Genomic DNA, 19,292 nt, shown 5'->3' with positions numbered 1-19,292 from the left:
GCGCTTCGTCAACCCGAGGAGCCGGCTCAGTGCGCCGCACCCAGCAGCCGCCGTGCAATGACCATGCGATGCACTTCCGACGGACCCTCGTAGACGCGCATGGTGCGCACCTTCTGGGCCATCAACGCGAGCGGCAGTTCCTGCGTCACCCCCATCGCGCCGAATGCCTGCTGCGCATGATCGATTACCTCGGTCGCCATCTCGGTCGCGAAGACCTTGATCATCGAGGCTTCCATGCGCACGTCGCGTCCCTCGTCCTGTTTGACCGCGGCATCCATCACCATGAGCCGGCAGGCGTGCAGCTTGGTGGCAGCGTCGGCCACCCACCACTGGATCGCCTGACGGTCGGCGAGCTTCTGGCCGAAGGTCACGCGCTGGTTGGCATGGCTGCACAGCATGTCGAGCGCGCGCTGCGTCATGCCGATGCACCAGGCGCCCATCTGCAGGCGGCGCACGGTGAGCCTGAGCTGCATGGGGGCGAAGCCGGCACCGATGCGGCCCAGCACCTGGCTCTCGTGGACGCGGCAATCCTCGAACACGACCTCGTAGGTGCGCTGGCCTGCGAGCATCGGGATGGCGCGCGCCACGACCAGGCCGGGCGTGCCCTTGTCGACCAGGAACGCGGTGATGCCGCCGCGCGATCCGAGGTTGGGATCGGTGACAGCCATGACGATCGTGAAGTCGGCCTTTGCGATCCGGCTGATCCAGATCTTGCGACCGTTGATCACCCAGTGATCACCTTCCTTCACCGCCTTTGTCTTCATGCCGGCCGGATCGCCGCCGGCGCCGGGCTCGGAGATGGCGATGGCCGACACAGTTTCACCCGCCGCATAGGGTTCGAGATATTTCCGGCGTTGTTCGGGATTGGCTGTCGCCAGCAACATATGGAGGTTGGGCGAGTCGGGTGGAAAGGTGAAAGGCACGCAGGTATAGCCCAGCTCCTCGTTGACCCCGACCAGCGCCACGTTGGGAAGGTTGGCGCCGCCCGCCTCCTCCGGCACGTCGAGCGCCCACAGGCCAAGCTCCTTGCATTGCTTGAACAGCCTGCCGTTCTCCTCGTCGGAGAGGGCGGCAGGCTGGCCTGCGGCGAAGCGATCGAGGATGTTCTTCTCGAGCGGGACGAGTTCGTTGGTCACGAACTTCTTCACCAGGTCGCGCAGCATCCGGTGCTCATCGCTCACCTTGTACATGTCCGCTCCTATGGTTTGCCGATGCCCTTGTTCACGAAATCGAGCGCGTAGGCCAGTCGCGCGTCGAGCCCTTTGGGGAAGACCCCGACATCGACCATCTGCTCGTAGAAGTCCCGCCAGCGCTTCTCGCTCATGGCGCCGATGCCGCCGGCTAGCGCATCGCCCGAGAGGACGATCCCGCGCTCATTGAGCACCTTGACGGCGTAACTGATCCGATCGTCAGTCTGATCGGGGTTGTCGCGCTTGATCAGCGCATTGGCCGCGTCGGTCTCGGGCCCGCCCTTGAGATATTGGGCCCAGCCTTCGAGCGTCGCATCGACGAAGCGCTGGATCAGCTCCTTCTTCTCCGTCGCCAGCCTGCGCGAGATGGCGATGGTGGCCTGATAGGCGCTGAAGCCCGCATCGGCGATCAGCATCACTTCTGGCAGCTTGCCCAGGACCTTGGCGATCGAATAGGGCTCCGACGAGAGAAAGCCCTGCTGCACGGCATCGGGATCGGCCAGAAAGGGCGCTGAATTGAAGGTGTAGGGCCGGAGCTGGCTGTCGGAGAGGCCGTACTTCTTGCGCAAGTACGGCCAGTAGGTCACGCGCCCGCCGCTGCCGATCAGGAGCGTATGGCCCTTGAGCTTGTCGAAGCTCGTGATGCCCGAGCCGGGATGGGCGATCAGCACCTGCGGATCCTTCTGGAAGATCGCGGCGATGGTGAAGAACGGCGCCTTCTCGCGCACGTAGGTGAATGCCTCGAAGCTGTTCGACATGATCATGTCGACGCGGCCCGCCAGCAGGAGCTCGCTGATGTTGAGGTTCGGTCCACCCGGCCGCAGGTCGCAGTCGATGCCATACTTCCGGTAGATGCCGGCCGCCACCGCCTGGTAGTAGCCGCCATGCTCGGCCTGCGCGCGCCAGTCGGTGTTGAAGCTCAGCCGATCGAGCGCTCGCGCGCGCGCTCGGCGCGCCAGCCGCCCCAGCAGCGGTGTCGCCAGGCCGAGCCCCAGCGCCGCGCGCCGGCTGAGCCGCCAGGCGCCTGTCACCTTGCCTCCGCGCCGATGCGCCAGTCGAACGTGATTGAGAGGATCTCCCTCAGTGCCAGACATGCGATCGAGAGCGAGTCGGCCGAGGGAATCCAGTTCTCCCACACCGGCCGCGCTTCTCTTACCGCCCGGTAATCGGTGGGGAACGCCGAAACCGCAAGCTTCTCTCGTGCCGCAATCAGCAGGGCGCGCGGCATGTGATAGGCCGAGGTCACCAGCGCCACGCGCCGGTCGCCGACCATGCGATGCACGTACCGCATGTTCTCTATGGTATTGATCGAACGGCCTTCGGAGACGATCGCGTCGGACGGCACACCGAGATCGATCAGGAACAGGCGCATCGCGCTGGCCTCGGTCGTCGCCGCGTCCTCCTCGCGCGCCATGAACCCTCCGCCGCTCACGATGACGCGCGGCGCGATCCCCTGGCGAAAGAGCCTCGCCGCCAGCCACATCCGGTCGGCACTGTCATTCAGGTCGGGGAAGACCCGGGCCGGCGGGATGGCCGGCATGATCCCGCCGCCCAGCACGACGATGGCGTCGAAGCAGCAGCCTGGTCCCGAAGCCGCCGCGGCGCGCGCCCGATCCTCGAGGTGCTCCATCATCGCGTCGCTGACCGGCGGAAACGACAGGATCACGGTCTCGGCGACCGCGAGCGCCAGTAGCGCCAGCGCCAAACGTCGCCTCTCCAGGAACAGCAGAAGAAGGCACAGGACCGCCGCGACTGCGACGGATGCCGGCGGCAGGATCAGGCTGCTGAGAACCTTGAGGGCAATGAAGCTAGTCATGTCGGGCGTGATCGCGAGGTCATACTAGCCTGCGATCGCGCCCGGCATGGAGCGCCAAAATATCGTCGGTTAGACCCGATCGATGCCGCTGTGCGGGATACGTCCCCGGCAGTGCGACTCTCAGACCGGGACGGAGCCTGCCGGCTGGCGGCTGGCGGCGTTGAGCCGATTCCAGGCATTGATCAGCGCGATCTCGATGAGCAACGCCGCCAGCGCCCGTTCGTCGAAGTGCCCCGCCGCCGCGCCCCAGATGTCGTCAGGCACGGCATCGGCGCGATCGGCGAGCCGCGTCGCGGCTTCCGTCAGCGCCAGTGCCGCCCGTTCGGGATCGGTGAAATAGGGTGATTCCCGCCACGCCGCGACACCGAAGATGCGTTCGTCCGGCGCGCCCGCCTTCCTGAGCTCCCGGGAGTGCATATCGACGCAGACGCCGCAGCCATTGATCTGACTCGCGCGGAGATGCACCAGGAGTGCCGTTTGCGGCGGCAAGCCGCCTTTCTTTGCCGCCTGCCCCACGGCCAGAAGAGCCTGCAGGGCTTCGGGGATGACCATGACCGGGTTGTTCATTCGCGCTTTCATGATGTCTCCTCGTCACATCGACAGGATGTCGTTCGTCACTGTGATGACGCACGACGCTGCGGAGATGTGACAGAGGGACGAAAAGAATCGGCTGGCGGAGCGCTTCGAAACCATCGCTCATGCCCTGCGCGGCGTCGCCTGTCGGTTGCTCGGCTCGCCAATCGAGCGCGATGACGCCCGGCCAGAAGGCCCGGCTGCGCCTCAGCCGCGCTGGTTCCAAAGCGCGCCTGAACGCGAAGCCGTGGCGGCCCATCACGGATCCCGATCTCGGCGCCGGCTCGACCTCGCGCTCCCGGATACCTGGCGCTCCCATAGAAAAAGGCGGGCTCGACTTGCATCGAGGCCCGCCTTGATCTTCCAGGCGACAGGTTAGATCGCTTCCTTCAGATCCTTGGCGACGCGGAAGGCGACCTTCTTCGACGCCTTGATCTTGATTGCCTCGCCTGTGGCCGGATTGCGGCCCATACGCGCCGGGCGGTTGCGCACCTGAAGGATGCCGAGGCCCGTGATGCGGACCTTGTTGCCCTTCTTGAGGTGCTTCACGACCAGGCCGACGAACTCGTCGAGGGCGCCAGTAGCGTCCTTCTTCGTCATGCCCGTTTTCTCGGCCAGCTCGGCCGCCACCTTGGACAGCGGGACGGTAGGAGTGGAGGGTTTGGTAGCCATAGTTGAGGGGTCCCTTGCGATTTTATCGTTCCGCCGGCGGTCCCTGACGCCCCAAGGCTTGCGCCGACGAGCCCAAGGTTATCCACGAATCGCGGCGTCGCAAGCCCTCAATCCACGAAAAATGTCGATTTCTGGGGCTTTTTCGGCCATTTGAGGCGGCCATCCACAGGTTGCAGAGAGTGCCTCGTGTGCCAATGCCCGTTTTGATCCCGACTTTCACCACCGCGGTGAACACTTGGCAGTGCGATGAGAACGACCATCTGAACGTCCAGTTCTACACCGAGTTCGTCCACGAGGCGTCGGCGCATCTGCTTCATCGGCTTGGCTTGGGGCCGCGTGCGCAACGCGCCGCAGGCCTCATCGTGCGCGCGAGCGAGGACCATATTCGCTATCTTCGCGAGTTTCGCGTCGTCGATTCGGTCGAGGTACGTTCGGCGCCGGTGCAGCTCGGCAAGGACGACGTCATTTTCTATCACGAGATGCGGAACCCGGCGGACAGTTCACTTGCAGCGACCGCCTGCCGGCGCTTCGCGAGCGGCAAGCCCTGGCCCGATGAATTCCGTGCCCGCGTCGAGGCTGCCCGAATCGAGCTGCCAGGCAGTGCGCGGCCGCGAAGTGTCGGCATTCCGCAACTGCCGGATATCAGGTTCGACGATGCGGAAAGCATCGGCCTGATCACGGTGGGGCGTACGATAATCAAGCCGGCCGAATGTGACGAGCAGGGGATTCTTTTGCCGCGTCACCAGTTCGCCCGCTACTCCGACGCCGCGCCGATGCTCTGGAACCATTTCGGCTTCGGCCGGACCGCCATGCAGGAACGCGGCGAGGGAACGGTGGTCGTGGAGACGCTGCACACCTATCGTGCGTGGCTCGGTGCAGGAAATCTGCTCGTGGTCATGAGCGGTCTGGCCGATTTCTCGGACAGGATCCTGAAATTGGCTCATTACGCCTTCGACGCCGAGTCGGGCACCCTTGCCGCGTCGGCCGAAGGCATCGCCATGAAGTTCGACCAAACGGCCCGCAGGATCATGACTTTCTCGGCAGAAGATCGAGCGCGGCTTGCCAGGCTGAAGCTGCGTCTCTTTGCATAAGGAGAAATCCATGGATGAAAAGACCAGAACCGCTGCCGGCATCGCCGCGGGCCTCCAGGGATTGAAGTACGACGACGGGCGCCTGGCCGAACTCGCAGCCGAAGTCGACGTGCTGAATGACGCCGTACGCAAGGCGGCGGCCGAACGGCTCACCTTCGACGACGACCCTGCCGCTTTCGCGAGTCTCCTGGAGCGCGAGGCACGCAAATGAGGAACGATGATCTGGCGCTCGTCGATCTGAGCGAGATCGCCGAGGCGATCGCGGCTCGCCGCGTTACCTCGGTCGAAGTGACCGAGGCCTGCCTCGCCCGCATCGAAACCTGGCAGCCGCGAACCAACGCCTTCCTGCGCCTGAACAGGGAGAAGGCGCTCGCCCAGGCGAAGACCCTGGATAGCGAGCTCGCCGCGGGCAAGCGCCGCGGGCCCCTGCACGGTGTGCCGATGGCGCACAAGGACATGTACTACCGCAAGGGCGAGCTCTCGACCGGCGGCAGCGCCATCCGCCGTGACTGGCGTGCCCCCGTGACGGCGACGGTGTTGCAGAAGCTCGACGCGGCAGGCGTGGTCGAGCTGGGCTTCCTCAACATGGCGGAATTTGCCGCCGGTCCGACGGGCCACAATGTCCATCATGGCCATTGCCGCAATCCCTGGGATAGCAAGCGCGTTACCGGCGGCAGCTCGAGCGGCTCGGGCGCATCGGTGGCGGCGCGCGTGGTGTATGGCGCCCTGGGATCCGACACGGGTGGCTCGATTCGCCTCCCCGCGTCCGCCTGCGGTGTGGTCGGCATGAAGGCGACCTACGGCCGCGTGAGCCGCGCCGGCGCGCTGGCCCGTTCCTGGAGTCTCGATCATGTCGGTCCGCTCACGCGGACGGTGCGGGACAATGCCCGGCTCCTCGGCGTGATCGCCGGCCATGATCCGGACGACTCGACTGCCAGCGAGAGGCCGGTGCCAGACTATGAGAGGCTGCTGGAAGGTGGTGTGTCGGGCCTCAGGCTCGGGCTTGCCTTGCCGAACGACGGGTCCGCGCCGCTCGATGCGGAAGTCGGCGGCGCTGTCCAGACGGCAGCCGACGCTCTGGGCAAGCTTGGCGCCCGTGTCACGCCGGCGACGCTGCCCGACTTCACCGCGCTCTACCGTGCCGCCGAGGTGATCGTGAAATGTGAGGCCGCCGCGATGCATCGGCCGTGGCTGGAGAAGATGCCGGACGCCTATGCCAACCAGGTGCGCACGCGCATGGAAGCCGGTTTCTTCATTCCGGCGACGCAGTATATCGACGCGCTGCGCCTCCGCGGGCATTTCCTGAGGGAGTTCCTGACAACGGCGCTGGAGGGCGTCGATGCCGTTCTGTTGCCAGCCATCCCCTTCCCCATCCCGACCATCGAGGAGACCGATGTGGAAGCCAAAGGCGGACCGGCAACGCTCGGCATGGTCGGCCGCTTCACCGCCCTCACCCGTCCTTTCAACACGCTCGGCGTACCGGCGCTGTCGGTCCCCTGCGGCTTCGATGCCAACGGGCTGCCGATCGGCATGCAGCTCGTCGGCCGGCCGTTCGACGAGGCGCTGCTCTATCGCATCGGCCACGCCTATCAGGGCGTGACGGAATTTCATAGGCGGGTGCCAACCTGAAAAAGGAAAAGTGCCTCGCCTCCGATTCGGGATCTTTGGTCCTCACACCGCCAGATTGACCGTCACGCTCTTCCTCTGCGTGAAGCTGTCGAGCATGCCTTCGAGCGAGAATTCGCGGCCGATGCCGCTTTGCTTGTAACCGCCGTAGGACATGCCGGGCGTCTGGCCGCCGCCCTGGTTGACCTGTACCCAGCCCGACTCGATGGCATGCGCAGCGCGCAGGCCCCGGCCGATATCGTGGGTCCAGACATAGGCGGCAAGCCCGTAGTGGCTGTCGTTGGCCATGCGGATCGCCTCGGCCTCGTCGCTCCAGCGGATCGCAACCAACACCGGCCCGAAGATCTCCTCGCGCGCCAGCCGCCAGTCGTTGGAGCGGTCGGCGAACACGGTCGGAATGGTGAAATAGCCTTCGCTCAAGGGACCGGTCTTGGGCGGCAGGCCCCCGAACACCAGCTTGGCATCGCTGCGGTCGAGGCCGTCCTGCACGTACTTGCAGACCTTGGTGTACTGCTTGTTGTTGATGATGGTGCCGACGTCGGTCGCCTCGTCGAGCGGGTCGCCGATCTTGAGGGCGGTCGTCTTCTTCTCGAGCTTGTTCAGGAAGGAGTCGAAGATGTCCTCATGCAGGAAGAGCCGCGAGCCCGCGGTGCAGCTCTGGCTCTGGCGGGTGAAGCGCATGGCGCCGATGATCCCGTCGACCGTCCACTCCTCGTCGACGTCGGGATAGACGATCGACGGGCTCTTGCCGCCGAGCTCCAGCGACACGGGCACGATTCGCTCCGCTGCGGCCCGCATGATCACCTTGCCGACCTCGGTCGAGCCGGTGAAGGAGAGCTTGCGGATCTTCGGATGATTGGCGAGCGGTCCACCGCATTCCTGGCCGTAGCCCGTCAACATGTTGAGCACGCCGGCCGGCAGGAACTCCTGGCAGATGTCGGCCATCATCAGCACGCCGAGCGGCGCATCCTCGGCGGCCTTCATCACCATCACATTGCCGGCGCAAAGAGCCGGCGCGATCTTGAGCGCGCCCAGCATCACCGGCGCATTCCACGGAATGATGGCGCCCACGATGCCGATCGGCTCGCGCCGCGTATAGGACAGAACATGCTCGCCAAGCGGCACGGTCTCGCCTTTCAGCTCTGAGGCCAGGCCGCCGAAATAGCGGAAGATGTCGGCAGTGAGCTTGGCCTCGCCGCGCGCCTGCGTCCTCAGCGCATTGCCCGTTTCGAGGGCGATGGTGCGCGCGAGTTCCTCGACTCTTGGCTCGATCGCCTCGGCGATCTTGAGCAGGAGCTTGCCGCGCTCGCGCGGCACGACCGATTTCCAGGCCGGGAATGCCTTGTCCGCCGCGGCAACCGCCGCCTCGACATCGGCGGCCGCCGCGCGGGGCACTTCGGCGATGGAGGTGCGCTTGGCGGGATTCTCGACGGCGAAGCGTTGACCGGAGGCGGCGCCGACCCATTTGCCGCCGATCAGCATGCCTTTGGGTTGATATGTACCGGGAACGGCGGGCTGCGACTTCACTTGCATTGCGGTCATCGACATGAGGGCTCTCCGGATCCAGTTTGGCCGGAGTTTGGCCCGCATGCCGTGGCGCTACAAGGTTCGGCGGCCTCAGGCCGCCCGTGCGAGTTGCGGCACAAGCGCCTCTTCTGCACTGAGCGTGCGGGCAACGGCGTGGACCACGGCCGCGATCCGCACCGCCGCCTGGATCTGCTCCGCCGAAAGACCATGCTCCCGGCAAACCTTCTCGTGGCTCTCCAGGCACATGCCGCAGCCATTCACGGCCGAGACGACGAGCGACCAGAGCTCGAAATCGACCTTGTCGACGCCGGGCTTGGCCATCGCGGTCATGCGCAGCTTCGCCGGCAAGGTCTTGTAGTCGGACGCGTCCACAAGGTGCACGAAGCGATAGTAGATGTTGTTCATCGCCATCAACGCCGCCGCGATCTTGACGGCATTGAGCACTTCCGGTGAAAGCTGGCTCGCGAAGGCGTCGACCACCGCCCTGGTAGTCGGCGCATGGTCGGCAGCGAGTGCGGCTGCGATGAAGCTGCCGGCCTTCTGCTGCTCCGTAAGGACCTGCTCCGACGCGAGGCTCGACAGGTTGAGCTTGAGGTCGCGGGCATAGTCCGGCAGCCGCTCCTTGAGGAGATCGAGTGACATCATCTTCTCCTTGTTCCCTAGGCGGCCTTCAGGACCTCTTCGCCCTTCTGCCAGTTGCAGGGGCACAGCTCGTCGGTCTGCAGCGCATCGAGGACGCGCAGCACTTCCTGCGGGTTGCGCCCGACCGAGAGGTCGTTCACCGACACGAAGCGGATAATGCCATCGGGATCGACGATGAAGGTCGCGCGCAGGGCCACGCCCTCGTTCTTGTCCAGGATGCCGAGCATGCTCGAGAGCTCGCGCTTCTGGTCCGAAAGCATCGCGAAGGGCAGCGCCTTGAGGTCGGCGTGGTTCTGACGCCACGCGAGATGCACGTACTCGGAGTCGATCGACACGCCATAGACGACAGCATCACGGTCGTTGAACTCGCGGTTCAGTTTGCCGAAGGCCGCGATCTCGGTCGGGCAGACGAAGGTGAAATCCTTCGGCCAGAAGAACACGACCTTCCACTTGCCCTTGTCGGACTTGTCGTTGATTTGCCTGAAGGCGCTCTTGGGGTCGCTGCCCACCACCGCCTTAAGATCGAAGGAGGGAAACTTGTCGCCGATGGTCATCATGAAACGCTCCGTAGGTCTTTAGTTTGGAACGTTTCCAATATTGGTGGCCGCCGGTCGGGTTGCAAGTCATTCGCAGGAGTATTCCAAAGTGGTAATTATCCCTTTTTCTTCAATGCCTTGGCCTTCGACTTCTTGGCTGTGAGCTCACCGTATTTCATGCCCTCGAGCTTCAGCCCGTCGGGATCGAGGAAAAAGACGGCGTAGTAGTCCTCGTAGTATTCGTCGGCCGGATCGACGATTTTCACCTTTTGCTTCTCGAGCCAAGCCTGCAGCTCGTCGACATCTCGGCGATTGCGCAGCTCGAACGCGTAGTGGTGGAAGCCGACGTCGCCGATCTTGTACTGCTTGCGGCCCTCGGCTTCGGCGATCCAGTAGCGCGTGTGGCCATTGGTCCAGCCGATCGTGCCGGGATATTCGTCCGAAACCTCGAAACCGAGGAACCCGAACAGTTTCGAATAGAACGCTTTCGACTTCTCGTAGTCGCTGACCCTGATGGAGATATGGTCAATGCCGGCGACACGACACGGGGTCCGGGGCATGGCGGCCTCCTTCCAGGCACAGGTGGACAACCGAAGCCTACGGCCTAAGTTCCCTGACCGATGCGTCTTTCCGTACTCGATCAGTCGATCGCCGTCGCCGGCCGTCCCCATGACCAATCGATCCGCAACACCGTGGCGCTGGCGCGCCATTGCGAGTCGCTGGGCTACGAGCGCTTCTGGGTGTCCGAGCACCATAACCACCCTACCATCGTGGGCACGGCGCCGGAAATCGTGATGGCGGCGATCGCGGCCACTACCGAGCGCATCCGCATCGGCAGCGCCGGCATCATGCTGCCGCACTACTCGCCGTTCAAAGTGGCGGAGGTGTTCCGCGTTCTCGATGCACTGGCGCCGGGCCGCATCGACCTGGGTCTGGGCCGCGCGCCAGGCTCGGACGGCCGAACCGCCTTTGCCCTCAATCCCGCCGCCCACGAGCGGCCCGAGCATTTCCCTGCCGACGTGCGCGACCTGATGGCCTGGGTGCAGGACGAACCTCTGGTGGAGGGCCATCCGTTCGCGCCTGTGAAAGCCTATCCCAGCGGCCCCACCTCACCCGAGATCTGGATCCTGGGCAGTTCCGACTACGGGGCACAGGTCGCGGCGCTGTTCGGCCTTCCCTACTGCTTCGCCTGGTTCTTCAGCGACGGCGCCGGCGGCGAGCGCGCCATCGAGCTCTACAAGAAGAACTACCGGCCGAGCGCGCGCCACCCCGAGCCGCATTCCGCCCTCTGCGTCTGGGCGCTCGCCGCCGACAGCATGGAGGAGGCGCAATATCATCTCACGTCGCGGGCGCTGTCGCGCATCAACCGCGACAAGGGATTGCTCGGGCCGCTCGTGGCGCCCGACGTGGCCGCGGCGGCGACACTTGCCCCGCAGGAGCAGGCGAAGATGGAACGGCTGCGCAGGGAAGCTTTCGTCGGCACCGGCGCCGACGTCATGGCGCGCATCGTCGACCTGAAGGACCGGGTCGGTGTCGACGAGATGGCCGTGGTGACCTGGACTCATGACGAGGCCGTGCGTCGCAGGAGCTACACCCTGCTGGCGGAAGCCGGGAGCTCTGCAAGCTAGCCGAGGAAAGCCGCACGATGCCGCTGCACATAGCGGAGATGAGGCCAAAGGCCTTTGTCCTTCGGCAAGTGAATCCTTGCAAGTTGATTTTGGAAGAGGGATCGCAGTTCGCTGGGTACCCTGTTATGCGAGACCAGTAGTCCATAGTCGTCGGTCAGCGATATGAGGTGGCGATCGAAGAGCCAATGAGCTGTCGCGGAAAGGGCCAGCCCGTTCTGCACGACGTCCGGGCCACCGTCCGAGACCGGCCAGATATGGGCGGCCTGGACTTCGGCCTTTCCCCCGCCATTGATCATGCGCAACCGGCTGACCGCGCAGGTGTTGTCGTAGGCATCACACACCTGAAGTCGAAAACTCGCGTCTCGAATCTTTCGGTTCATCAGGATCTGCACGATTTTCCTTTCCCATTCCTCCTCTGGTGCGCTGACAAGGGAAAGTGTGCTGGAATCGGTGTGGGCCGGGTCCAGACCCAGACGAACGGCATTGGCCGGCGCCAAAGTCTCCGCCAAGCCGGCGTGAACGATCTGGCCAAACTCCATGTCGGATATGGTCCGTACGGATCTGCCCTGAAGCGCTTGTCCGATGAGAGATCTCGACTTTTTGGCCGCGAAGTCCAACCGCTGCTCGAAAAAACCCTTCGGCCTCTCCAGAGGGACGGTCCTGTCAAATGGCAGAAAGTCCGCCATGCGCGCGTATGAATGCCCCACAAGCCTCGCATCGGGATCAATGCCGACGACACGCGCCGCGGCGAAGTAGCCGATCTTTTCTCCGCCTCTTCGTGTTGCCCGATAGACGATCCAGTCGCCGACCGCCTTCCGCGCCTCGTCGATATAGCGATCAGGGAAGTGATATCGGGTCTGGATTTCGTCGTCGTATCGGGAACCAGGCCGGGTATCGAAGACTGCCTTCATCGTAACCGGCTTGCAGCCTAACGTGGCTCCGTCCAGCTCTCGGAGAAGGCGAGCGCGCAGGTGCTGAAGGGCTGGCCCTCGCGTTCGCGCGGCCATGGCTGGCCCTTCGCCTGGGCGCCGTTCAGCGTCAGCCGGGCGGCGAGCGCCGGGACCAGCAGGGTACAGACGCCATAGGGCCTGGGATTGGGCGGCGCGTTGGGTTGCGTGTGGATGAGCAGCGGCTCGCCGATATCGTGCCAGGTGAGCGAAATCTCGGCTTCCGCCGACGAAACGTGCTCGGTCCAGAAATAGCGCGGATCACCCGACTTGACGAACGAGGCGTCCATCACCGGAATCGTCGGATCCTTCAGCTCGGGATTGAGCATCCCCTGCACCGTCTTCTGCAGCCAGCGCGCCATCGCAATGTTGTCCGAATAGATGCGCCAGCGTCCGTCGGTGAGTTCGCTCTTGAGATAGAGAACATGGCCGGGCCCGGCAGGGCAGAAGAGGATGCGCCAGAAGCTCGCATCGGTCGAATTCGGATCGCCATCCCGTGCACTTAGCCGGATGAACGGATTCTCACCCGTCAGAATCGTACGATTGGGATCTGCGACGGCCATGTGGTCCTCCCGCCGGAACTGGAATTGAGGCGCGGCGTTGCCTTATTTGCCGACATATACCCTGTCGAGGAGCTGAAAACATGCGGCATTCCGTTTGTCTCTTCCTCATGCTGGGTATCGGGCTTGCGGCGTCGAGCGGTACCGCGTCTGCGCAGGCCGATCCGCCGGGCCGTGTCGGCCGCATCGCCTATGTGCGAGGGCCTGTTTCATTTCATGACGCGCGACAGGATGCGTGGTCGCCAGCGGCTCTCAACCGACCAATAACGACCGGCGATTCGCTGTCGACCGAGCCCAACGGTCACGGCGAGATCCAGATCGGCGGCACGCGGGTGCGCATGGACGGCAACAGCGAGCTCGACGTCCTGGCGCTCGATGACAGCCAGACCCGCCTGCAGCTCGACCGGGGCCGGCTCGACATCCGGGTATTCAGCATGGACAACGGCCAGCCCTATCAAGTCCTGACGCCGCGCGGCATGGTCATGCTCGAGCAGCAGGGCGATTACTACATCCACGCAGGTTCGGCCGACGATGCGACGGTGCTCGGCGTGCGCGCCGGCGCCGCCCGGATCGAGGCCTCGAATGGTCAGGTGCTCGCCGTTCGCTCCGGCGAGCAGGCCGAGTTGATCGGTGGCAGCGAGAGCGTGCAGCTCCGTCTCGTCCACAGTGCCCCGCCGTCCATGCCGGCTTACTGGGCCGAACGCGATCGCATGATAGGTTCCGCCCCGCCGCAATATCTGTCGGCCGGCGTGACCGGCTATGAGGACCTTGCCCATTACGGTGCTTGGACCGCCGATCCCGAATACGGCGAAGTCTGGTATCCCAATTCAGTGCCCCTGGGCTGGCAGCCCTACGGCACCGGTTACTGGACTTATGTCGGGCCCTGGGGCTGGACCTGGGTCGACGCGCAGCCGTGGGGCTTCGCGCCTTTTCATTACGGCCGCTGGGCCCATCGCGGCGAACGCTGGTGCTGGATTCCGCCGCAACGCGCCGAGCGGCCGGTCTATGCTCCCGCGCTCGTGGCATTCGTCGGCGGCAGCGAGCTCGGCGCCGTGGCCGGCTTGCAGAACCGCGCCCCGGTCGGCTGGTTCCCGCTCGGGCCCCACGAACCCTATGTGCCGCCCTACGTCGCCGATCCGAACTACTATCGCCGCATCAATGCCACCGACCGTGTCCAGCAGGCGGTGCTGGACGAGCACTGGCGGCGCGCCGAGCGTCACGAAGCGTCGCGCACCGGCGATCAGCATGAGAGCTGGCTGAACCGGCGATTCGCCACGGTCGTGCCCGCGGAGGATTTTGCCCATTCGCGGCCGGTGCAGCAGGTCGCGCTCAAGATCGCCGCTGACAAACTTGGCTCCGCACCGGTGGCGCCGGTCGCCGCGCCGCCGATGCCCGATCGTCCGCTCGCCGCGGCCCTGCAGGCGCCCGCCAATCGAAACGGCGAGCCGCAGGCGCACGCTTCGCGGCCGGGTGCGTTGCCTGCCCTGCCGACCCGCTTCGCCAACATGGAACAGATCGGCCGGCCCGCTCCCGCCACGCAACCGCACGCCGCGTCCGGACCGAAGATCGTCGAGCACACGAACGGTGCGAGCGATCGGTCCAACCTGCCACCGCTGCTGCCGCACCCCGGCGCGGTTCCTCCTTCCCAAGGCGCTGGCGCTCCGGCGGCTTCAACGACACCGTCGCAAGCCAGTCATCAAGAGCCGCAGCGGCCGGCGGCCGAGATCCGGCGCGCCGAGCCGCCACCTCCACGCTCGACTCCTTCGACAGCACATCCAGAAGTCCAGAAGGCTCTGCCTGAAAGACCGCCGCCAGTGCAACGGCCAGCCGAGACGCACGCGTCGGGCGTCGCACCACCACGGCAGGCGAACGTCCCGGCTCCCGCAGTAATGCATCCTGCCGAGGGCCGACATGCTCAGCCGCAGGCCATGCCGCAGCACGTCGCACCGCAAGTTCATGCTCCTGCGTCACCACCGCAGCAGGCGCACGCGCCGATGCCGCCACCTGTGGCCCGCTCCGTGGCGCCTCCACCGCAGGTCCGCGCACCGGCACCGCCCCCTGCCCCGCATCCAGCGGCAGTGCCGCAGCAATCCCAGGCGCCGCGTCCGGCACCGCAAGGGCAGCACAATTCCAGCTCTCAGGGCGGGCACGACCAGAATCAGAAGAAGTAGCCGATGGTCTCGGTCAAAGAACCTGGTTGCGCAACGTAGACTCTCCTCGCCACAGGCGCTCCAGGTTGTCGATCAGGATGTCGAGCACGTTGTCCTCGTAGCGGCGCGTCTCGCCCGCCGTGTGCGGCGTGATGAAGACGTTGGGCATCGTCCAGAGCGGCGATGCCGCCGGCAGCGGCTCGTCCGCCGTGACGTCGAGCGCCGCCGCCCAGATCCGTCCAACCTTCATCGTGTCGATCAGCGCCGCTTCGTCCGCCACCTTGCCGCGCGCCACGTTCACGAATACGGACGACGGCTTCATCGCCGCGAACGCCGCCGCGTTCATGAGACCGGTGGTCTCCGGGGTGAGCGCACAGGTCAGCGTCACGAAGTCGGCCTGTGGAACCAGCTTCACCAGATCGGTCGTGGCATGGATCGAGTCTGCACCGTTGGTGCCCTGCACCGGATCGCGCCGGATGCCGATCACCTTCATGTCGAAAGCCTTCGCAAGCCTTGCCAGATGGCTGCCGATGCGGCCCATGCCGACCACCAGCATCGTCTTGCCGCCGAGCTCGTCCTCTCGCTCGGCGAGATCGCCGATCATGCCGCGCCACATTTTCCTGTGCTGGTTGTCGCGCGCTTCGGGCAGCCGCCGCGCCACGGCCAGGATCAGCGACATGGCATGCTCGGCCACGGCGCGCGCGTTGACGCCGGCGGCACTCGCCAGGCGCACCTTTTTCGCCGCGAGCTGCTCCCTGGAATACTGGTCCATGCCCGAGCTGATGGACTGGATGAATCTCAGCCTTGCCGCGTGCGCAATCAGGTCGTTCTTCCACATGCCGGAAACCACGACCACGTCGGCCTCGCCGATCCGCTTCTGCAGGTCGTCATAGGCGCGGACCTCGAAGTTCGTGATTCCGGTGCGTCGTGCATCGAACCGGTTCTTCATCCGGTAGGCTGCGTGCGCAAAGCAGATGGTGAGCTGGTCCTTCGACGGAAACATTGGCACTCCCCCGAGGCAAAATGCGAAACTGGCGTCCATCGCACTTACCGGGGAAACGTCATGCGCCGCAACCTGCTTCGTGAACGCCTCAACGCCGGACAGCCGACCGTCGGCACGCATATCCTGTCCTGCTGGCCCACCCTGGTCGAACTGATCGGCCATTCCGGCCAGTACGACTATGTCGAGTTCACGGCCGAGTACGCTCCGTTCGACATGCACGACCTCGACAATCTCGGCCGCGCCTTCGAGGTGGCGGGGCTTGGCGGCATGATCAAGATCGAGCAGACGCAATACACGCATCAGGCGATGCGCGCGATCGGCTCGGGCTTTCAGAGCGTGCTGTTCGCCGACATCCGCTCGGTCGAGGATACCAGGGCTGCCGTGAACGCGGTCCGCGCCGAGACGACGATGGCAAGAGGCGCACGCGGCCGGGGCCTCATGGGCGTGGGTATGCGGCGCGACGTGGGGGTCGTGCGGCAGGGCGGGCAGCCTGCCTATGTCGAGGCGCTGAACGACGTCGTGATCGCCATCATGGTCGAGAAGAAGTCGTGCGTGGACGATCTCGACGCCATCCTCTCGGTGCCGGGCATCGATATGGTGCAGTTCGGAGCGTCGGACTTCTCCATGAGCATCGGCAAGCCGGCGCAATATGGCGATCCCGAGGTCCTGGCAGCCGAGACAAAGACCATCGAGATGGCTCTGAGGAAGGGTCTGCATCCGCGCGTCGAGCTGCGCGATCCGGGCCAGGCGGAAAAATATCTCAAGATCGGCGTCAAGCATTTCTGTATCGGCTGGGACGTGCGCATTCTCGCCGACTGGTGGGACAGCAAGGGTGCCGAGATGCGCGGCCTGCTCGAGGGCAGGGCGCAGGCACCGGCCAAGCCCGCCGTCAAGGCCGTCGGCAACTATTGAGGGACCGTTGGACTTGCCGCCCATCGCGCCGCGGCACCCGTCGCAACGCACGCTGCATGGCGCCACCCTCACCGACGACTATGCCTGGCTGAAGGACGAGAACTGGCAGCAGGTACTACGCGATCCGTCGCGCCTCGATCCCGACATTCGCTCGTACCTCGAGGCCGAGAATCGCTACACCGAAGCCGTTCTCGCACCTACCGAAGCCCTTCAGAAGACGCTCGTCGAGGAGATGCGAGGCCGCATCAGGGAAGACGATTCGGGCGTGCCCATGCCCGACGGCCCCTACGGCTATCTCTGGAAGTACCGCGAGGGCGGTCAGCATACCCTGATTGGACGGGTACCGAGGGACGGCGGCGATTTCCAGCTCGTGCTCGACGGCGATGCGATCGCCAAGGACTCCGCCTATTTCAAGTTCGGGGGCACGCGTCATTCTCCCGATCACCGGCTCGAAGCCTGGAGCGCCGACCAGCGCGGCTCGGAGTATTTCACCATCCGCGTCCGTCGCTGGGCGACGGGTGAGGACACCGGCGACATCGTCGAGCAGACCGGCGGCAGCGTCGTCTGGGGCCTTGATTCGACGTTCTTCCTCTATGTACGGCTTGACGACAATCACCGACCGCTGCAGGTCTTCCGCCACCGGCTGGGTACGCCCCAATCGGACGACGTCCTCGTCCATGAGGAGAAGGACGCGGGCTGGTTCACGAGCATCGAGGAGAGCGCCAGCCGCCGCTTCTGCGTCATCGCAGGCGGCGACCACGATACCTCGGAGCAATGGCTGGTCGATCTTGCACGGCCGGACGCGACGCCGCGCCTGGTCGCCGCGCGGGAGAAGGGTGTGCGCTACAGCGTCGCCGATCGCGGTGACGAACTCTTCATCCTGACGAACGATGGCGGCGCGATCGATTTCCGCATCGTCACGGTATCGCTTTCGTCGCCCGGTCGCGAGAACTGGCGTGAGCTCATTCCTCATCGCCCCGGCGTATTTCTCTTGGGCCTCGAACTCTATGCCAATCACATGGTGCGCCTGGAGCGCGCCAACGCCTTGCCCTCGATCGTGATCCGCGACCTGAAGGACGGCACCGAACACACGATAATCTTCGAGGAAGCGGCCTATTCGCTCGACGTCATCGGTGGCTACGAATTCTATACCACTTCCTTGCGCTTCGCCTATTCCTCGATGACGACTCCGACGGAGGTCTACGACTACGACATGGTGGGTCGCACCCGCGTCTTGCGCAAGCGGCAGGAGATCCCGTCGGGTCACGATCCCGCCGCCTACCTGACGATACGCATCATGGCGCGGTCACACGACGGCGCGCAGGTCCCGGTCTCGATCCTGCACCGCCGGGATTTCGTCCCCGACGGCAGCGCCCCGCTTCTCCTCTACGGGTACGGGTCCTACGGCATGGCGATGCCGGCCTCGTTCTCCTCGAACCGGCTGTCACTGGTCGATCGCGGCTTCGTCTATGCCATCGCCCACGTCCGCGGCGGCGCGGACAAGGGATGGGCGTGGTACCTCGACGGCAAGCGCGAGAAGAAGACGAACACCTTCGACGACTTCATTGCCGCCGCGCACGCCCTTGTCGAGCGCAAGTACACCTCGGCCAAGCGCATCGTGGCCCACGGCGGCAGCGCCGGCGGCATGCTGATGGGGGCCATCGCCAACCGGGCCGGCGAGCTGTTTGCAGGAATCGTCGCCGAGGTGCCGTTCGTCGACGTGCTCAACACCATGCTGGACGACAGGCTGCCGCTCACACCGCCCGAGTGGCCCGAATGGGGCAATCCCATCGCCGACGAGGCGGCCTTCCGCACCATCCTTTCCTATTCGCCATACGAGAACGTCCAGGCGAAGGCCTACCCGGCGATCCTCGCCATGGCAGGTCTCACCGATCCGCGCGTCACCTATTGGGAGGCTGCCAAATGGGTCGCGCGGCTGCGCGCGACCATGACCTCGGGCGGCCCGATCCTGCTGCGCACCAACATGGGCGCAGGCCATGGCGGCGCCGCCGGCCGCTTCGACCGCCTCGACGAAGTCGCCATTGCCTATGCCTTCGCACTCTGGGCGATGGGCTTGGCGTGATCGGACCGGTCAACGCCGCATGGCGGCGCGCTTGCCGCTCGCCTCGTCGGCATTCATCTGCCGGAAGGTAGCGACGGCCCGCGCGTGGAAGGCGCGTTCCTCGGGACCCGCCTCCATGACCGGGCGGCGCTCGTCGTCGAAGTGGCCGTGACGGTCCTGGCCGCGCACCAGCATCGCAGTGACGCGTGTCGGGCTGGTGCAGCGCGCCCAGGTCGGGATGTAGCTGATGCCGAGCCCGATCCGCCGGTCGTTCGAGCGGTTGGGCCGCGAATTGTGCACGAGATGCGTGTGGTGCAACGAGAACTGGCCGGCCTTCACCGGCATGTAGGCCGTCCT

Annotated in this window: 20 protein-coding genes; 7 read left to right on the top strand and 13 right to left on the bottom strand. The window is 65.2% G+C overall.

Annotation, left to right across the window (positions count from 1 at the left end; all coding sequences use genetic code 11):
* Nucleotides 1–26: 26 nt before the first annotated feature.
* The 5 genes from VH499_RS01205 to VH499_RS01185 all read right to left on the bottom strand — a co-directional run bounded on the left by VH499_RS01205 (nucleotide 27) and on the right by VH499_RS01185 (nucleotide 4,251).
* Nucleotides 27–1,190, bottom strand: a complete 1,164-nt coding sequence (locus tag VH499_RS01205) for an acyl-CoA dehydrogenase family protein (RefSeq protein ID WP_332050849.1) — start codon at nucleotides 1,188–1,190, stop codon at nucleotides 27–29.
* Between the two features lie 8 nt (nucleotides 1,191–1,198).
* Nucleotides 1,199–2,221 carry an ABC transporter substrate-binding protein gene (locus VH499_RS01200; RefSeq protein ID WP_332050848.1) on the bottom strand — a complete coding sequence of 341 codons (1,023 nt, stop codon included), beginning with the start codon at nucleotides 2,219–2,221 and terminating at the stop codon, nucleotides 1,199–1,201.
* On the bottom strand, nucleotides 2,218–3,006 hold the full coding sequence (locus tag VH499_RS01195) for a YdcF family protein (RefSeq protein ID WP_332050847.1): 789 nt from the start codon (nucleotides 3,004–3,006) through the stop codon (nucleotides 2,218–2,220). Before VH499_RS01195 ends, VH499_RS01200 begins: the two co-directional genes overlap by 4 nt.
* A 120-nt stretch (nucleotides 3,007–3,126) precedes the next feature.
* The gene (locus VH499_RS01190; protein ID WP_332050846.1) at nucleotides 3,127–3,585 is read right to left on the bottom strand and encodes a carboxymuconolactone decarboxylase family protein; all 459 of its coding nucleotides are present in this window, start codon (nucleotides 3,583–3,585) and stop codon (nucleotides 3,127–3,129) included.
* Between the two features lie 369 nt (nucleotides 3,586–3,954).
* Nucleotides 3,955–4,251, bottom strand: a complete 297-nt coding sequence (locus VH499_RS01185) for an HU family DNA-binding protein (protein ID WP_332050845.1) — start codon at nucleotides 4,249–4,251, stop codon at nucleotides 3,955–3,957.
* 194 nt (nucleotides 4,252–4,445) lie between these two features.
* Here VH499_RS01185 and VH499_RS01180 point away from each other — a divergent pair, with 194 nt between their 5' ends.
* From VH499_RS01180 to VH499_RS01170, 3 genes are read left to right on the top strand one after another with little or no spacing between them, the layout of a single operon-like run.
* Complete coding sequence (locus VH499_RS01180) at nucleotides 4,446–5,342, top strand: thioesterase family protein (protein WP_332050844.1); 897 nt, start codon at nucleotides 4,446–4,448, stop codon at nucleotides 5,340–5,342.
* Between the two features lie 10 nt (nucleotides 5,343–5,352).
* On the top strand, nucleotides 5,353–5,553 hold the full coding sequence (locus VH499_RS01175) for a hypothetical protein (RefSeq protein WP_332050843.1): 201 nt from the start codon (nucleotides 5,353–5,355) through the stop codon (nucleotides 5,551–5,553).
* On the top strand, nucleotides 5,550–6,971 hold the full coding sequence (locus VH499_RS01170) for an amidase (protein ID WP_332050842.1): 1,422 nt from the start codon (nucleotides 5,550–5,552) through the stop codon (nucleotides 6,969–6,971). The genes VH499_RS01175 and VH499_RS01170 overlap by 4 nt, the downstream gene beginning before the upstream one ends.
* Before the next feature lie 42 nt (nucleotides 6,972–7,013).
* On the opposite strand, the gene VH499_RS01165 is transcribed toward VH499_RS01170, so the two are convergent.
* From VH499_RS01165 to VH499_RS01150, 4 genes are all read right to left on the bottom strand, one after another.
* Nucleotides 7,014–8,516, bottom strand: a complete 1,503-nt coding sequence (locus VH499_RS01165; RefSeq protein ID WP_332050841.1) for an aldehyde dehydrogenase family protein — start codon at nucleotides 8,514–8,516, stop codon at nucleotides 7,014–7,016.
* A 69-nt stretch (nucleotides 8,517–8,585) separates the two neighbouring features.
* Nucleotides 8,586–9,137, bottom strand: a complete 552-nt coding sequence (locus VH499_RS01160; RefSeq protein ID WP_332050840.1) for a carboxymuconolactone decarboxylase family protein — start codon at nucleotides 9,135–9,137, stop codon at nucleotides 8,586–8,588.
* 17 nt (nucleotides 9,138–9,154) lie between these two features.
* The gene (locus VH499_RS01155; protein WP_332050839.1) at nucleotides 9,155–9,694 is read right to left on the bottom strand and encodes a peroxiredoxin; all 540 of its coding nucleotides are present in this window, start codon (nucleotides 9,692–9,694) and stop codon (nucleotides 9,155–9,157) included.
* A gap of 95 nt (nucleotides 9,695–9,789) precedes the next feature.
* Nucleotides 9,790–10,233, bottom strand: coding sequence for a VOC family protein (locus tag VH499_RS01150; protein WP_332050838.1), 444 nt, complete (start codon nucleotides 10,231–10,233; stop codon nucleotides 9,790–9,792).
* Nucleotides 10,234–10,293: 60 nt separating this feature from the next.
* On the opposite strand from VH499_RS01150, the gene VH499_RS01145 reads away from it, so the two are divergent.
* Entirely contained in the window at nucleotides 10,294–11,301 is a 1,008-nt protein-coding gene (locus tag VH499_RS01145) for an LLM class flavin-dependent oxidoreductase (RefSeq protein WP_332050837.1), read from the top strand.
* Here VH499_RS01145 and VH499_RS01140 read toward each other — a convergent pair.
* Nucleotides 11,298–12,212, bottom strand: a complete 915-nt coding sequence (locus VH499_RS01140; protein WP_332050836.1) for an HNH endonuclease — start codon at nucleotides 12,210–12,212, stop codon at nucleotides 11,298–11,300. The genes VH499_RS01145 and VH499_RS01140 overlap by 4 nt on opposite strands.
* 17 nt (nucleotides 12,213–12,229) lie before the next feature.
* Nucleotides 12,230–12,811, bottom strand: a complete 582-nt coding sequence (locus tag VH499_RS01135; protein ID WP_332050835.1) for a hypothetical protein — start codon at nucleotides 12,809–12,811, stop codon at nucleotides 12,230–12,232.
* Between the two features lie 80 nt (nucleotides 12,812–12,891).
* Here VH499_RS01135 and VH499_RS01130 point away from each other — a divergent pair, with 80 nt between their 5' ends.
* The gene (locus tag VH499_RS01130) at nucleotides 12,892–14,979 is read left to right on the top strand and encodes a DUF6600 domain-containing protein (protein WP_332050834.1); all 2,088 of its coding nucleotides are present in this window, start codon (nucleotides 12,892–12,894) and stop codon (nucleotides 14,977–14,979) included.
* 13 nt (nucleotides 14,980–14,992) lie between these two features.
* Here VH499_RS01130 and VH499_RS01125 read toward each other — a convergent pair whose 3' ends face one another.
* The gene (locus VH499_RS01125) at nucleotides 14,993–15,961 is read right to left on the bottom strand and encodes a D-2-hydroxyacid dehydrogenase (RefSeq protein ID WP_332050833.1); all 969 of its coding nucleotides are present in this window, start codon (nucleotides 15,959–15,961) and stop codon (nucleotides 14,993–14,995) included.
* Between the two features lie 60 nt (nucleotides 15,962–16,021).
* Here VH499_RS01125 and VH499_RS01120 point away from each other — a divergent pair, with 60 nt between their 5' ends.
* Entirely contained in the window at nucleotides 16,022–16,873 is an 852-nt protein-coding gene (locus tag VH499_RS01120) for an HpcH/HpaI aldolase family protein (protein WP_332050832.1), read from the top strand.
* A 7-nt stretch (nucleotides 16,874–16,880) separates the two neighbouring features.
* Nucleotides 16,881–18,956 carry a S9 family peptidase gene (locus tag VH499_RS01115; RefSeq protein WP_332050831.1) on the top strand — a complete coding sequence of 692 codons (2,076 nt, stop codon included), beginning with the start codon at nucleotides 16,881–16,883 and terminating at the stop codon, nucleotides 18,954–18,956.
* A 9-nt stretch (nucleotides 18,957–18,965) separates the two neighbouring features.
* On the opposite strand, the gene VH499_RS01110 is transcribed toward VH499_RS01115, so the two are convergent.
* On the bottom strand, nucleotides 18,966–19,292 hold a 327-nt coding region (locus VH499_RS01110; RefSeq protein ID WP_332050830.1), incomplete at its 5' end, for a phytanoyl-CoA dioxygenase family protein.

The sequence above is a fragment of the Reyranella sp. genome, assembly GCF_036558665.1.
Classification (GTDB): Bacteria; Pseudomonadota; Alphaproteobacteria; order Reyranellales; family Reyranellaceae; genus Reyranella.
Note: the sequence above shows the minus strand (reverse complement) of the source record. Positions and strands in the feature narration are given on the sequence as shown.